The organism is Polynucleobacter sp. SHI8 (assembly GCF_027944005.1).
Classification (GTDB): Bacteria; Pseudomonadota; Gammaproteobacteria; order Burkholderiales; family Burkholderiaceae; genus Polynucleobacter.
Map to the genome: position 1 here is coordinate 2,111,541 of NZ_AP027204.1, position 14,879 is coordinate 2,126,419.

Annotated in this window: 12 protein-coding genes and 1 pseudogene; 5 read left to right on the forward strand and 8 right to left on the reverse strand. The window is 40.9% G+C overall.

What is annotated here, in order from left to right:
- Window positions 1-27: 27 nt before the first annotated feature.
- From QMN06_RS10540 to purB, 4 genes are all read right to left on the reverse strand, one after another.
- Window positions 28-1,008: a tripartite tricarboxylate transporter substrate binding protein gene (locus tag QMN06_RS10540; protein WP_281970078.1), complete on the reverse strand. Its 981-nt coding sequence runs from the start codon at window positions 1,006-1,008 to the stop codon at window positions 28-30.
- A complete protein-coding gene (locus QMN06_RS10545) occupies window positions 1,009-2,244 on the reverse strand; it encodes a flavin-dependent oxidoreductase (RefSeq protein ID WP_281970079.1) in 1,236 nt (411 codons plus the stop codon).
- Window positions 2,245-2,323: 79 nt separating this feature from the next.
- Complete coding sequence (locus QMN06_RS10550; RefSeq protein ID WP_281970080.1) at window positions 2,324-3,634, reverse strand: 3-deoxy-D-manno-octulosonic acid transferase; 1,311 nt, start codon at window positions 3,632-3,634, stop codon at window positions 2,324-2,326.
- Between the two features lie 16 nt (window positions 3,635-3,650).
- A complete protein-coding gene (purB, locus tag QMN06_RS10555; protein WP_281970081.1) occupies window positions 3,651-5,033 on the reverse strand; it encodes an adenylosuccinate lyase in 1,383 nt (460 codons plus the stop codon).
- 79 nt (window positions 5,034-5,112) lie between these two features.
- On the opposite strand from purB, the gene QMN06_RS10560 reads away from it, so the two are divergent.
- Window positions 5,113-5,727 carry a glutathione S-transferase N-terminal domain-containing protein gene (locus tag QMN06_RS10560; protein WP_281971773.1) on the forward strand — a complete coding sequence of 205 codons (615 nt, stop codon included), beginning with the start codon at window positions 5,113-5,115 and terminating at the stop codon, window positions 5,725-5,727.
- 4 nt (window positions 5,728-5,731) lie between these two features.
- Here the strand turns inward: QMN06_RS10560 and mnmA are convergent, their stop codons facing one another.
- Window positions 5,732-6,835: a tRNA 2-thiouridine(34) synthase MnmA gene (mnmA, locus tag QMN06_RS10565; protein ID WP_281970082.1), complete on the reverse strand. Its 1,104-nt coding sequence runs from the start codon at window positions 6,833-6,835 to the stop codon at window positions 5,732-5,734.
- 142 nt (window positions 6,836-6,977) lie between these two features.
- Here mnmA and QMN06_RS10570 point away from each other — a divergent pair, with 142 nt between their 5' ends.
- From QMN06_RS10570 to QMN06_RS10585, 4 genes and pseudogenes are all read left to right on the forward strand, one after another.
- Window positions 6,978-8,111: a Re/Si-specific NAD(P)(+) transhydrogenase subunit alpha gene (locus tag QMN06_RS10570; RefSeq protein ID WP_281970083.1), complete on the forward strand. Its 1,134-nt coding sequence runs from the start codon at window positions 6,978-6,980 to the stop codon at window positions 8,109-8,111.
- Between the two features lie 11 nt (window positions 8,112-8,122).
- A pseudogene (locus QMN06_RS10575) lies at window positions 8,123-8,439 on the forward strand (NAD(P) transhydrogenase subunit alpha).
- Window positions 8,436-9,878 (forward strand): NAD(P)(+) transhydrogenase (Re/Si-specific) subunit beta, encoded by a 1,443-nt coding sequence (locus tag QMN06_RS10580; RefSeq protein ID WP_281970084.1) that lies wholly within the window; start codon window positions 8,436-8,438, stop codon window positions 9,876-9,878. The pseudogene QMN06_RS10575 and the gene QMN06_RS10580 overlap by 4 nt, the downstream one beginning before the upstream one ends.
- 216 nt (window positions 9,879-10,094) lie before the next feature.
- A complete protein-coding gene (locus tag QMN06_RS10585) occupies window positions 10,095-11,792 on the forward strand; it encodes a hypothetical protein (protein ID WP_281970085.1) in 1,698 nt (565 codons plus the stop codon).
- On the opposite strand, the gene QMN06_RS10590 is transcribed toward QMN06_RS10585, so the two are convergent.
- From QMN06_RS10590 to QMN06_RS10600, 3 genes are read right to left on the reverse strand one after another with little or no spacing between them, the layout of a single operon-like run.
- Window positions 11,789-13,183 (reverse strand): TolC family protein, encoded by a 1,395-nt coding sequence (locus QMN06_RS10590; RefSeq protein WP_281970086.1) that lies wholly within the window; start codon window positions 13,181-13,183, stop codon window positions 11,789-11,791. The two genes, QMN06_RS10585 and QMN06_RS10590, sit on opposite strands and share 4 nt — an antisense overlap.
- Window positions 13,184-13,191: 8 nt before the next feature.
- Window positions 13,192-14,343, reverse strand: coding sequence for an HlyD family secretion protein (locus QMN06_RS10595; protein ID WP_281970087.1), 1,152 nt, complete (start codon window positions 14,341-14,343; stop codon window positions 13,192-13,194).
- 3 nt (window positions 14,344-14,346) lie between these two features.
- Window positions 14,347-14,844, reverse strand: a complete 498-nt coding sequence (locus QMN06_RS10600) for a DUF3302 domain-containing protein (RefSeq protein ID WP_281970088.1) — start codon at window positions 14,842-14,844, stop codon at window positions 14,347-14,349.
- Between the last annotated feature and the right edge of the window lie 35 nt (window positions 14,845-14,879).

Sequence of the window (14,879 nt, forward strand, 5' to 3'; positions counted from 1 at the left end):
CTATCTAAAGCATTAGAGTTTCTGTTGTTATTCAGCTGTGATACCTTGGTCTTTAATGATCTTAGCCCAACGTTGCGTATCTTTTTCTACAATCTCTTTAAATGCCTGCGAACTACTAGTTGCAGGATCTAGACCTTGAGCTGCAAAAATTGTCTTTATTTCAGGATCAACTAATATTTCTCGCAACGCATTACTTAAACGGTTCAAATCGTCGGTAGGAACTCCTTTAGGTGCCATCATGCCGAACCACATAGAGACATCAATCTCACCAATTTTTAACTCAGCAAATGTCGGAATTTGGCTTGCGATTGGATTACGTTTTTTTGCCCCGATGGCAAGTGCGCGCAATTTACCAGATTTAATATGGCCATTAGCAACGTGAACTGGAAGAAACATCGAATCAATTTGACTACCTAATAAATCAGTAACTGCAGGGGCTGTACCTTTATAAGGTACATGCAATATCTTAACTCCAGTAATGTGCTCAAGAGCTTCCATTCCTAAATGATGGGGAGTGCCAATACCAGGCGAGCCATAAGTTAGTTTTCCTGGATTTGATTTTGCAGCCGCTAAAAATTCAGCGACATTCTTGTAGGGCGAACTACTTGGCACAACCAAAACCAAATCACCATATGCTGCTAATGTCATCGGGACTAGATCAGTTAATGGATCAAAAGTTGCCTTAGGATAAAGGGAACGATTCATCACAATCGTATTGACGGTTACTAATAACGTGGTGCCGTCTGGTTTGGCTCTTACAACTGCCTCTGTACCAATATTGCCGGAAGCGCCCGCACGATTATCTACAATCACCGGCTGACCCATTTTTTCAGATAACTTAGGAGCTACAGCACGGGCTATCGTATCCGGACCTGTACCTGGAGTAAATGGCACCACCAATTTAATCGGAGCGCCACCTTGTATTGGCGGGCCACTTTGACCAAATGCAACTTGCGTAAAACATGCACCAATTAGAACGAGTTTTTTAATCCACTGTATCTTCATCATTTAAGCCGCAACAGTTTGTTTATCGTAGCCTGCGACAGTTTTATAACGCTGTGTAATAGCTTCCATCTCTTCGTTAGAGATAATATCTTCGATATGATTAAATGGTTTATCTTCTGAGCGCTCCCATACTTCGCGCAGGATTGCATCGGGAGGATTTACTCGGTTCATGCGAACCACATTTCCAGTTGCTTCTAAACGAATATCTTCGTATTTTTTGAGTGCGGTTTCTACATCACGCTCTTGAGTCAAAAATTTTGCTAATGATTGTGCATCAAGAATAGACTGACCCGCACCATTAGATCCTCGAGGATACATTGGATGTGCTGCATCCCCCAATAAAGTTACCTTTCCACGGGACCAAAATGGTAATGGCTCTTGATCAATCATCGGGAACTCTAAAATAGATTCGGCGCCACGAATTAAAGCAGGCACATCTAACCAGTCAAAATGCCAATCTTCAAATGCTCCAATAAAGTCTTCTAAACGACCTTGTTTATTCCAGTCTCTTTCTAGGTGATTCGGTGTTTCAAGTTCTGCTACCCAATTAATGAGCTGGCTACCTTGTCCATCAATATTGTTTCTGATCGGATAAATAACCATCTTGCCATGGGTTAACCAACCGGCACGCACCATGCTTGCCTCGGATAAGAAGGGTTTCCACTTCGTAACTCCACGCCACATATTGACACCTGAATAAAGTGGTTTTCCTTCTAAGGGGTGAAGTTGCTTACGGATCGTGGAGTGCACTCCATCACAAGCAATGACTGCATCTGCTTGAACGGAGGTCTCGGTCAAGTCATCTGATCTTGATTTTTTAAAGTAAGCAATACCTGACTTTTCATCCACTTTTGTACAATCTAAGCCTAAATGTAAATGCTCTTTTCCAACTCTTTGTAAAAAGGCCTCTAACAAAACCATCTGCAAGTCACCGCGATGAATTGAAAATTGCGGCCAAGCATATCCAGCTAATCGACCAGAGGGCTCAGCATAGATTTTTTGACCAAAGCGATTAAAGAAAATCGCTTCTTTAGTTAAAACACCCTTATTAGAAAGCTCTTGTTCTAACCCTAAAGATTCACATAAAAACCTACTCGCGTGGGGCAAAATATTAATACCAACCCCGATAGGCTTGATTTCTGGAACTGACTCATATACATCGCAAGAAATACCTGCATGATGAGCGGCTAGCGCCATAGTAAGTCCACCAATGCCTGCGCCAATAATAGTTATATGCATACGATCTCCGTTTTAAGAATTTAAAATATATCATGAGTACGAAAACTTGACAGAATCTTCAATCGACTTTAATCGCCATTCAAGGTAGATTTAAATAATTAAGGGTTTTAGCAGTCGCACCTTGGTTGTGCTTTGCAAACTCACTGCAAAAAAGAGACATCTTCCCAATCTTTTGGGGATGATTCTGAAAATCGTGGAATATATTGGATAACTCATTTTCAAGTTGAATTGGCATTGAATGCTTTAATTGACAAGCGACTCCAGCATCTATTGCTGCTTGACTAATATCTGCAAAATTAAAGGTAGAGGGTCCCAAAATTACCGGCTTGCCAAGAGAGATGGGTTCTATTAAGTTTTGCCCCCCCGTTTCCATGAGGGTTCCTCCCATGACAACATAATCTGCCATCGATAAATAGCTCGCCATTTCGCCCATCGTGTCTCCAATCAATACATCCTGTGTAAGATTAATTGGCGGATTGATTATGCTTCGCTTGGTAAATGCAATGTTTTGTTGATTCAGAAATCTCTCAATTTCTATCGTTCTTGGTAGGTGTCTAGGAACAATCAGTAACAGAGGCTTTGGGTCTTTCAGTTGTGCCCAAGCCCGAATCACTATTTCTTCTTCCCCTTCTCTGGAACTCGCCAGGGTTATTACCTGACGATTACCAAAACTCTTCTTCCATAAGTGTCCAAATATAATTTGTGTTGGATCAAGCTGCACATCAAATTTGAGATTGCCTGTAACAGGGCAATCCAGAATCCCGAATAATGCGTAATGCTCTGCGTCTCTAGGAGTTTGAGCTAAGACTTTTTTAAATAAGCCAAATAACTCTCTACTTAAACTGCCAAATTTTGCAAAATTTAGACTACTCTTCAAGGATAGACGACCATTGACTAAATAGATAGGTAGTTTGTTTCTGGAAAAAAATAAAATACTTGGCCATACCTCTGTTTCCATCAATAGGCCTTTACTTGGTTTGAAATAACGAAAAAAACGTGATACCGGCCAACAAAAATCATATGGCAAGTAACATTGTTTTAAGATCCCTTGATCAATATAGTTTTGAAAAAGGTCTAGGCCAGTTTTGCGTCCAGTAGGCGTAGTATGGGTCAATAATATTCGGTGATTACTAGCAACTAAAGCATGAATCAAAGGAGCTGAAGCCCTGGTTTCACCAACCGAAACGGCATGTACCCAAATTGCATCTGTAAACGCTTCACCTCTGTAAAAGCCCAATCTTTCAAGGATATGGGCTCGGTAGCCAGGCTCTTTTCGCCCCTTCCACCAAAGTCTCACCAGCACAAAAGGTAACGCCACATGCCACAGGCATTGATACAGAATAATCACCAATACAAATACACCAGAAATTGGTTGATTGTTTTTGGTCATTGTTTAAATCAACAACTTATTTCGTCTGGAGTCTAAGCGTTAATTCAACAGCTTTGCCTACATAATTACTTGGGGTCATTGCAAGTAATTCATCTTTAGCATTTTGCGGAATATCTAAGCCCAAAATAAATGTCTGAATACCGTCTTTAGTAATCACCTTCCCTCTTGTTAATTCCTTTAATTGCTCATAAGGGTTGGGTACTTGATATCGTCTCATGACCGTCTGAATTGGCTCAGCTAAAACTTCCCAACAAGCATCCAAATCTTCTGCAAGACGAGCGTGATTGGTTTCTAATTTGCGTAAACCACGTAAAGCACTGTCATAGGCAAGTAATGTATGTCCTAAGGCATTCCCTAAGTTTCGCAAGACGGTTGAGTCAGTTAAGTCTCTTTGCCAGCGTGAAATCGGTAATTTTTCAGATAAATGCCGCAATAAGGCGTTGGCAATTCCTAAATTGCCTTCTGAATTTTCAAAATCAATTGGATTGACTTTATGTGGCATGGTGGATGAACCAATTTCACCCTCTTTGGTTTTTTGTTTAAAGTATCCCCATGCAATATACCCCCAGATATCACGGTTCATATCTAATAAAATCGTATTGGCTCTTGCAAATGCATCAAATAACTCTGCCATCGCATCGTGAGGCTCAATTTGAATCGTATAAGGATTGAACTCCAAACCTAGGCGCTCTTGCACTACCTGCTTGGAAAATGCTTCCCAGTCCACATCTGGATAGGCCGAAAGATGGGCGTTGTAATTGCCTACTGCGCCATTCATTTTTCCCGTCATACGCACTTTTTCAATATTTTGGATAGCGCGCTCTAGACGTTTGGCGATATTGGCCATCTCCTTACCTAAAGTGGTAGGGGATGCCGGCTGCCCATGCGTTCTAGACAACATTGGAACTTCAGCATTCGCAATCGCCAGATCCGTTAGAACTTGAAATAATTCACCCAACTTTGGAAGCATCACTTGGTTGACTGCCCCTGTGAGCATCATCCCATGTGATGTATTGTTAATATCCTCTGAAGTACACGCAAAATGAATAAATTCACTGGCCTTTTCTAGCTCAGCATCACCTTTTACTTGCTCTTTTAACCAATACTCAACTGCTTTAACATCATGATTTGTAACGGATTCAATCTCTTTAATCCGCTGTGCATGGCTCTCATTAAAGTTTTCCACAAGCAACAGAAGTTTTTTCTCTGCTGCTGAACTAAAACTTGGAATGTCCTTTAAATGCGCTTGAGAAAGCGCAATCAGCCAATGAATTTCTACTTTGACGCGGTGATGCATGAAAGCGGCTTCTGAAAGCCAAGGTCTTAAGGCATCTGTCTTAGAGGCATAACGCCCATCGATGGGTGATAAAGCAGAGAGTGTGGATAATGTATTGGTCACAGTTTATGATTAAGTTGAAATAATTATCTCTATTTTATTCTTTATCATAGGCTTATTCTATTTTTAACAGGAAGTTATGATGAAATTAATTGGTACCCCTGCAAGTCCTTTTGTTAGAAAAACAAGGATTGCATTTTTAGAAAAGAAAATTGATGTGGCTTTTGTGGTCGAAGATGTCTGGAATCCTGCCTCAACTTTGTCGAGCTTAAATCCTTTATGTAAAGTTCCTACTCTAGTAATGGATGATGGTGGCGTCATGTATGACTCACGTGTGATTGTTGAATACGCAGATACCTTGAGTCCTGTCGGTCATTTAATACCATCTGCCGGAAAAGAAAAGGCTGCCGTTAAAACATGGGAGGCTCTATGTGATGGTATTTTAGATGCTGCGGTACTCACCCGATTAGAAAAAAATTGGGAACCTCGTGGGCAAAATAGAAGTCCAGAGTGGATCAATCGCCAATTAGATAAGATCAACGCTGGGCTTAAATCCATGTCAGAAGGGCTTGGATCAAACGCTTGGTGTTATGGTAATCAATTTAGTCTTGCAGATATCGCTGTCGGTAGCGTATGTGGCTATTTATTATTTAGATTCCCAGAAATCCGTTGGCAAGAAGAATATCCTAATTTAGCCAGTTTTTACGAAAAACTTAGTCAACGTCCATCATTTAAAGATACTCCTCATCCAGCTTGAGGCTTCAAATAATAATTCCACCGCCAAGACAGACTTCACCATCATATAAAACGGCAGACTGTCCTGGCGTAACCGCCCATTGAGCTTCGGCAAAATTTAATGCAAATTGTTTGTCAGTTATTTGCTGCTGACTAACGATGAGTTCGCAAGGTGCATCAGCTTGACGATACCTTGTCTTTGCTGCAAAGTTCTTACTTACTTCTGGTGCCTGTCCTGAAACCCATGAGGCATCTTGCGCTTTTAGGGTAGAAAATTGCAGCATGGGATGATCATGCCCTTGAACTGCAATCAGGGTGTTTTTTTCCATATCTTTACCCGCCACATACCAAGCATCTCCGCTACCGTCCTGACTTCCCCCAATCCCTATGCCTTTTCGTTGCCCAATTGTATAAAAGGCTAATCCGATATGTTCTCCGATAACATGACCTTCTGGGGTTAATATCGGACCAGGCTTGGTGGGAAGATATTTACCCAAAAACTCTCTAAAGGGTCTTTCACCAATAAAACAAATCCCTGTAGAGTCTTTTTTCTTCGCATTAGGCAGTCCGATGGCTTGGGCGATTTCTCGAACCTTTGTTTTTGGAATCTCACCTAAAGGAAATAATACTTTACTTACTTGAGCTTGATTTAAACGGTGTAAAAAATAACTTTGATCTTTAGATAAATCCACCGCTTTGAGTAATTGCACTTTGTCATCAACTCTACGAGTTCTTGCATAGTGACCAGTCGCAATACCATCTGCTCCCAAATGAATAGCGTGGTCTAAAAAAGCCTTAAATTTAATCTCCGCATTACATAAGATATCTGGATTGGGAGTTCTTCCAGAAGAATATTCTTTCAAAAAGTCGGCGAATACACGATCTTTATATTCGTTTGCAAAATTAACTGCTTCAACGTCAATACCAATCAAATCAGCTACAGAAACAACGTCAATCCAATCTTGACGAGTGGAGCAATATTCAGAATCATCGTCATCTTCCCAGTTCTTCATAAATAAGCCAATGACGTCATATCCTTGGTTTTTCAGAATCCAGGCGGCAACGGACGAATCTACTCCTCCGGACATGCCAACTACAATTTTGGCTCCAGATGGAATATCGAGGTTCATGAAAGTCTTAATTTGCTCAAAATATGCTTGCATCACCCTGATATTGTATGATTGATTGTTTAATTTGGGCTAACTCGGTCGTTAAAAGCCATTTTGCCTTACACTTATGGATGTTTTTTTTAAAAAAATCACGAGGATTCGTATGCGAATTGGTGTTCCTTTAGAGAATAAATCAGGGGAGTTTAGGGTTGCGGCCACTCCTGAAACAGTAAAAAAATATATTTCAGCGGGTCATGAAGTTCTCGTTGAATCCAGTGCTGGGGTAGCGGCAAGTGTCCCTGATACTGCCTATCAAGCCGTTGGTGCGTCCATTGGAACAAGCGCTGATGTGTTCGCTTGTGAAATGGTTCTTAAAGTAAGAGCTCCTTCTGACAGTGAGCTCTCACAAATAAAAGCTGGTACTGTGCTTATCGGCATGCTTGATCCATTTGATAATGCCATGATCGCTGCAATGGCAGCCAAAGGAATCACCGCATTTGCTTTAGAAGCCGCTCCCAGGACAACTCGTGCTCAAAGCATGGATGTTCTTTCTTCGCAGGCTAACATTGCTGGATACAAAGCGGTTATGGTGGCGTCAAATGCATATCAACGCTTTATGCCCATGTTAATGACAGCTGCAGGAACTGTTAAAGCTGCTCGAATACTGATTCTAGGAGCTGGAGTTGCAGGCTTACAAGCCATTGCGACAGCGAAACGTTTAGGGGCTGTTATCGAGGCATCTGATGTTCGACCTGCCGCCAAAGAGCAAATTGAATCCTTAGGTGCGAAATTTGTTGACGTCCCTTTTGAAACTGATGAAGAAAAAGAAATTGCTAAGGGTGTCGGGGGTTATGCAAGACCCATGCCGGCGGCTTGGATGCAAAGACAAGCAGCTTTAGTTGCCGAACGAGCCAAACAGGCCGATATCGTGATTACTACTGCGTTAATACCTGGTAGAAAAGCGCCAATGTTGCTAGCTGCTGAAACAGTCGCGCAAATGAAACCAGGTTCTGTGATTGTTGACTTGGCAGCAGGAAAAGGCGAAAACGGTTCAGGAAACTGCCCGCTCACTGAAGCTGATCAAACTGTTATCAAACATGGTGTCACCATTATTGGTATGAGTAATTTACCCGCAATGGTTGCAGCGGATGCTTCTGCTCTGTACGCTCGAAATATCTTAGATTTTATGAAACTCATCGTCACAAAAGAAGGTAGTCTAGCGATTCCTGCAGATGATGATATTGTTACCGCCTGCCTCATGTGTCAAGACGGCAAGGTTATTCGAACTAACGCTTAATTAGGAATTTTATGGAAATTAGTCACGGCATTTATAACCTTATTATTTTTGTTCTTGCAATTTACGTTGGTTACCACGTTGTATGGACGGTAACTCCTGCTTTGCATACACCTCTCATGGCCGTAACGAATGCGATTTCAGCAATTATTGTCGTTGGCGCCATGCTTGCTGCTGCTCTGACTGAGGGTCCTTTAGGTAAAGTCATGGGAACCATATGGCAGTCGCTCTTGCTGCGGTCAATATCTTTGGTGGCTTCTTGGTGACCAAACGAATGCTGGAAATGTTTAAGAAAAAAGAGAAAAAAATTAAACCAGGAGAATCAGCATGAGTATGGATTTAATTACCCTCCTTTATCTCATTGCGTCTGTTTTTTTTATTCAGGCGTTAAAAGGTTTGTCGCACCCAACTTCATCGATTCGTGGAAATATCTTCGGCATGACTGGTATGGCGATCGCTATTTTTACCACGATTGGTCTAATTAACAAACTTGCCGGTGCCTCTATGGCAGATGGCCTGCTTTATGTATTAGGTGGTTTAGTCGTCGGTGGCGGTATTGGCGCATTTATGGCTAAACGTGTAGAAATGACAAAAATGCCTGAGCTAGTAGCCTTTATGCACAGCATGATTGGGCTTGCTGCGGTTTGTATTGCTATCGCGGCGGTTTCTGAACCACACGCGTTTAATATCGTGGAAAAGGGTCAGGCACTCCCGTTTGGAAACCGTATTGAATTATTCATCGGAACTTTCATTGGTGCAATTACTTTCTCAGGCTCTGTCATTGCTTTTGGAAAACTTTCCGGAAAATATAAATTTAGATTTTTCCAAGGTGCGCCAGTAACCTTTAAAGGACAGCATTTAATCAACCTCATTCTTGCCATTACGATGCTTGGTTGTGGCGTTTATTTTGCTCTAGACAACGGAACTACACCAGCATGGACGCCTTTCTTAATTATGTTGGCAATTGCATTTGTATTGGGTGTGCTTATCATCATCCCAATTGGTGGTGCTGATATGCCAGTTGTTGTTTCCATGTTGAACTCATACTCTGGTTGGGCTGCAGCAGGTATTGGATTTTCTTTAAATAATTCGATGTTGATTGTTGCTGGTTCATTGGTGGGTTCATCTGGTGCGATTCTTTCGTACATCATGTGTAAAGCCATGAATCGCTCTTTCTTTAACGTCATCTTGGGTGGCTTTGGTGGTGATGCAGCCACTGCAACTGCGGCTGGCGATCAAGCCCAACGACCTGTTAAAAGTGGCTCTGCTGATGACGCAGCCTTCTTGATGGGGAATGCAGAAACCTTGATCATTGTTCCAGGCTACGGTTTAGCTGTTGCTCGTGCTCAGCACGCCCTCAAGGAACTGACTGAAAAATTGATTCACAAAGGTGTTAATGTTAAATATGCGATTCACCCTGTGGCAGGTCGTATGCCTGGTCATATGAACGTATTGTTAGCTGAAGCAGAAGTTCCATACGATCAAGTGTTTGAGATGGAAGATATCAATGGTGAATTTGCCCAAGCGGATGTGGTGTTGATTCTTGGTGCAAATGACGTTGTAAATCCTGCAGCAAGAACGCCTGGTAGCCCAATTTTTGGTATGCCAATTTTAGAGGCTTATAAAGCCAAAACTGTTATTGTCAACAAGCGTTCAATGGCGTCAGGTTATGCTGGTTTGGATAATGAGCTTTTCTATATGGATAAAACCATGATGGTCTTTGGCGATGCGAAGAAGGTCATTGAAGATATGGTAAAAGCTGTCGAGTAATTAACTAGCCTAGTTCACGTCAAGAGTGTTGGTGCCAATACTCTTGACGACTTTAAGATCAACTATTGATTGTCCAACCGATACGATCTGTTTACATTTTTTGCTTTTAGTCTGAAACAAATTTCAAGTCATAAATCATACCTAATAATGTTAAAAAATATTATTTATTCATTTGAAATTAGTTCTAGAATGTAAAATTTAAGGGCTCTGTAACGCATGTTGAAATTTCTGAGTTTCCGAATACTATTTATATCTATATATTTGTTCGGTATTGTGCGTGATGTATCAGCTGCCTCTTTTTTCTTTCCAGATATTAATCCTACTTTTTACCCTAGAGAGGCTCCGGCTTTTCTGGTGGATGGATCCGGAAACGATGGCTATATCACTATCACCTCAGAAGTAATACCTGTATCAAGCTGTGTGTCACTTGCTAATAAAAATTTCTGGGGTAGTGAGAAAACTCAATTACTCATCTCTGTTACTCGAAATGGCTTCTTCGGGCAATCCGAAGAAATCGAAATTCCGATCGCTACATTTGATGGACGAGATAAAGGTAATCAATGTGCTTCACTGAGTACGATTCCTCTCAAAATTGTTTCTAATTCGCTGTTAAAACCTTTTTCTAAATTAAACCCGGGCAACCTTTCTCTTGTGGTTAACGTCAAAACCGCGACTGACACCAATAATGATTTAATCGGTTCGGCGCAGTTTTTATTAGGTGCGGCAGCTATTTTCGCAACAGGGGGTGTGGCTGCAACATCGATTGCTGGTGCTACATCTGCCCTTTCAAATCCTGTTTTATCAGATGCGCAAAAACGAACGCAAGATATGCTAAAAGGCAGTCTCAATGGCAAAGTTCCGATGACTTTTGGTTGGCCTGAGATACGTAACGGAATTGAAATGATTGAGATTCCTATTTTTCGGGCGGAAGGCACTTTAGGTAATACTCCTGATAAAAAAATCCAAGCCATTCAGATGGATCCCAAAGCAGATAAAACAAAGTTACTTACAGTTAACCTATCTTTTAACTATACCAAGTCGATCTTTGACCCTTCAGCTTCAGGCATTAATGACTTTCCAAACAGGGAAGGACTTTCTTCGAGTAATGTTTTAAACCATCCCACCTTACGCGGGAATCAAAACTTTTTGCAATTACTTAACGATAAGGCACCAAGTCTTTTACAGTTGTTAAGTTCTGCTGAAGGTAATGCCTTGACCAACACTTGTAGTATTGGTTTTGAAAAATTAAAGAATTCAGGGCTGAATAATTTAGATACCGCAATTGTGATGAAGTCGTTTTTAGATGAAGCAAAAAAAGGTGGTGATTGGTATTCAAAACCTAATGTTGTGAAAGCATGTTTTTCTCAAGCACCTAATGTGCAAGCCTTTTTACATATCGTATATGGTGATGGCGAGCCAAAATTTGTGATCGGTGATGTGCAAGATGGTTTTGGTAACGCCTATCAAAATTGGAAAGATGCGATTGGGCCCGTTCTTAGCAGTTTCAGAAATGCCCTTTTGTCTAAGGATGATCGGTTTAATGCGACCGCTCAATTTAATGGCGGTTCAGATATAGAGCTTAGTTTTGCAAATGATGTAGTTCCTTGGAAAAAATCTGTTGATTCTCCCAATACACTCAGTGGTATTCGTCTTTTATCAGAGAAAAATATAGTCAATATGGGTTGCTTTATCTACAAAGACGTTGCTAATTTAAATATGAAAAACTTAGGTTCGTATGCAATTTTGGTTGATGAACATCAAAGCGCATGGTTGGCTTTTATCCAACTATCCGCAGATGAAAAAGCGAAGATTAATAAAATCAGAATTTCACAATTAAGTAATGATTGGAAGGCTTATTTCAAACGCATCCAGTTCCCAGGTGGCGAATGCCCTGAAATTATGAGTAAATTTTAACGAGATACATCCTCGATAAAATGGCCGCCAAGCGATTGATGTAAATCCACGCGATTACGGAGTCTATCTGCTGAAATCTTAATAAGATTACTCTTAGAGTTTGCAAGCGTAATTTCTTGTTGTAAAACCTGAAATTGATCAGATTTTCCAACCCGATATTTTTGTTGCTCATATTCAACCGATTTAGCCATATGATTCGTTTGAGATGCTAAAGCGCTTTGACGATTTTTGAGCTTTAAATCATTATCAAGTGTGGACTCAACCTCACTCAAGGCATTGAGAGAGGTCTTAGCATATTGCCCAAGAACTTCCTCTTGCTTAGCAGTCTTGATATCTTGATTAGCTTTTAATTGCCCACCCATAAAGAGTGGTACAAAAATAGATCCAGTCAAACTATTAATAGGGTTATTAATTCCAGATGAGAGTGTAATCGCTGAATCTTGTATATAACCCACCCCTCCTGAAATCCTAAGTGATGGTAAACGAGCTTTCTTAGCTTCTTCAACATCATAAAATGCTGCGTTGTATCTTTGCTGAGCGGCAAGTACGTCAGGTCTCCTTGAAATAATTTCAGAAGGTATTCCAGCTGGAATCTCAGTGATAGGATTTGGAAAAACATTACTTGCATCTATTTGTGCGGCAGGATATCTACCCAATAGTATTTCCATCGCACGTTTCGCTTGATTGAGTTGATATTGATTGGTAATTAATTGGTTTTGATACATATCAATAGATGCAGCATTGATACTGACATCTTGGGCTGTATTTCTACCGACCTTTTCGCCTTGCACTAAATATTGATTTTGTTTTTTCGCATAATCCAATAAGCTTTCGCTCAATGCAACTTGTTGCTTTGCCTCGGAAATAGCAATCCAAGACTTGATGACATTTGCCGCAACAATTTGCTGTATATAGACGCGATCAAGTTCTGAAGCTTCAACACGGGACTGACTAGCTCCCGAAGCTGATGCTATCCGGCCCCATACGTCTAACTCCCAATTGGCTATCAGCCCTGCCCCAGAAATACCCGAGGTTGCTGTTGGAATTGTTGATGTACCTAACTGTCCACCAAGGCCTACATTCGGTAATCGTGTACCTGAGATAGCCGTTAAAACACCTCTCGCTTGATCGACTCTCGTTCGCGCCATTCGAATATCTAAATTATTGACAAGGCCATCTTGAATCAATTTTTTTAGTTGAGGGTCGAGTGAAAATCCTAAAGTCAGTTCATCAAACTTACCCGCTGAAAACCCGCTACTCCACTGCGGAAGAACATCCGTTTTTCCCAGAGCTAAGGAAAGAGTGTCTGATTGCTTTGGCGGATCGCTTGCACATGCAACTAGTAGTCCACTAGCCACAATCGTAACGATGAAGCTTTTATAGTTACTCATCTTCATTCCTAAGGTAACTTAAATACCAAGTTATTCAGGATTGCATGTAAACGAATGACTAACATCCTAACAATATGAAGTGGCTTCAAATGCTCGGTATAGACTCCACCCATACCTCGAGCCCCCATTGGCATGGTAGGTATTGGCTCTCCATCCATTTCAATGGGAGTAATTTTAACTGCATACTTAAGAGGCAATGGGGCATGTAACATCTCTGCTGGTGCTGTTGGGACAGTTCCTGATTGCGCAATTTGCCCTTGGCTTGATGCCCAAATAATGGAGTCGACTTTACCGTAGATAATTTTTCCAGGAATGGCCTTCAATGTCAGCTCAACATCGTCACCTGGCTTAACAAAACGTAATTCATTTTGATCAAAGTAGGCGATGATGCGTTGGTCGTACCATACAAAACTCATCAAAGGACGAAGAGGCATCGATACAGCATAGTTACCAGGTCTTACAGTAACTGCTACTGGATAACCATCAGCTGGAGCACGCACTGTGCAAGACTCTAAATCGTACCGCGCACTTTCTAATTGAGATTTAATTTGTGCAACACTGGCATTATCTTCACCAACGACTGCATTTAGTTTTAATTTTGCAGTATTTTCTGATGATTTAGTGGCGTCATAAGCACTTTTAGCTTTCAAGACCTCAGCCTGGTAATACTCAACATCATATCGATTACCTGCACCAGTTTTAGCTAACTCTGTTGATTCAGCCAGACGCTTATTCATTAAATCTAAATGTGCTTTAGCGGCTGCTGTATTAGCCTTAGAAGCATCATAGTTTTGCTGTAAGGATTTGGCTGAAGCAAAGGTATCAGCCAGTTGGGCCTCGAGTTGACTAACTTTTAATTGATAAGGCTTTGGGTCTATCTCAATGAGAATATCCCCTTTTTTTACCATCGTATTTCCTTCAACGGCTACTTTGGTAATCGTACCCTGAACTCTAGGAACCACCTCGGTCACAAAATTAATCACCCTTACATCTTCTGATCCTGGAGTAATAATATTGACTGTAAAAACGACAGTTGCCAACAATACAATCCCTCCAATGGCAGATCCAATTTGAGACTTAATATTCCACGGTAACCACTTTTTCTTAATGAAGACAAACCAAATAATCGCAGCATAACCACCAAGTATGATTTCTAACATCTTTTATGACCTCGCAACTTGGTTTGGTATTTGATCTATGACTATTTGTCTCTTCTCTTCAAGTCCATGAAGCTTTTCTCTGAGATTGGTAATCTCATCATCAACAACTGCCAGAGTCAATGGTTTCCCAGCATGCTCACTCTCAGAATCTAAATAAAAGTCATCTGACTTATCAGTGCCATACGCCATTTTATGTAACACAGGTTTTGAGTACGCCAATATCCATGCAAGTGGCCATAAAATTCCACCAAAAACAATTGACATAATACAAATGACTTGTATTAATTTTGTTTGGGGATGATGCACTTTTTCAGCGTAAATTTCTGGAAGAATGTGTATTTTCCAAAATATGTAAATCACTGCAACAGGTACGATTAATATGACTACCCAAACCAAGTAATCAGCAATGATTTGCTCAAGGTGTCTTGATGCCCCAGAGGCAAAACAAGTCATGGGCAATAGACTAAATAACGAGAAAACTACAGTCTGGATTTTTTTCATGTTAATCAATATACACTAGTTTTATTATCAACGTT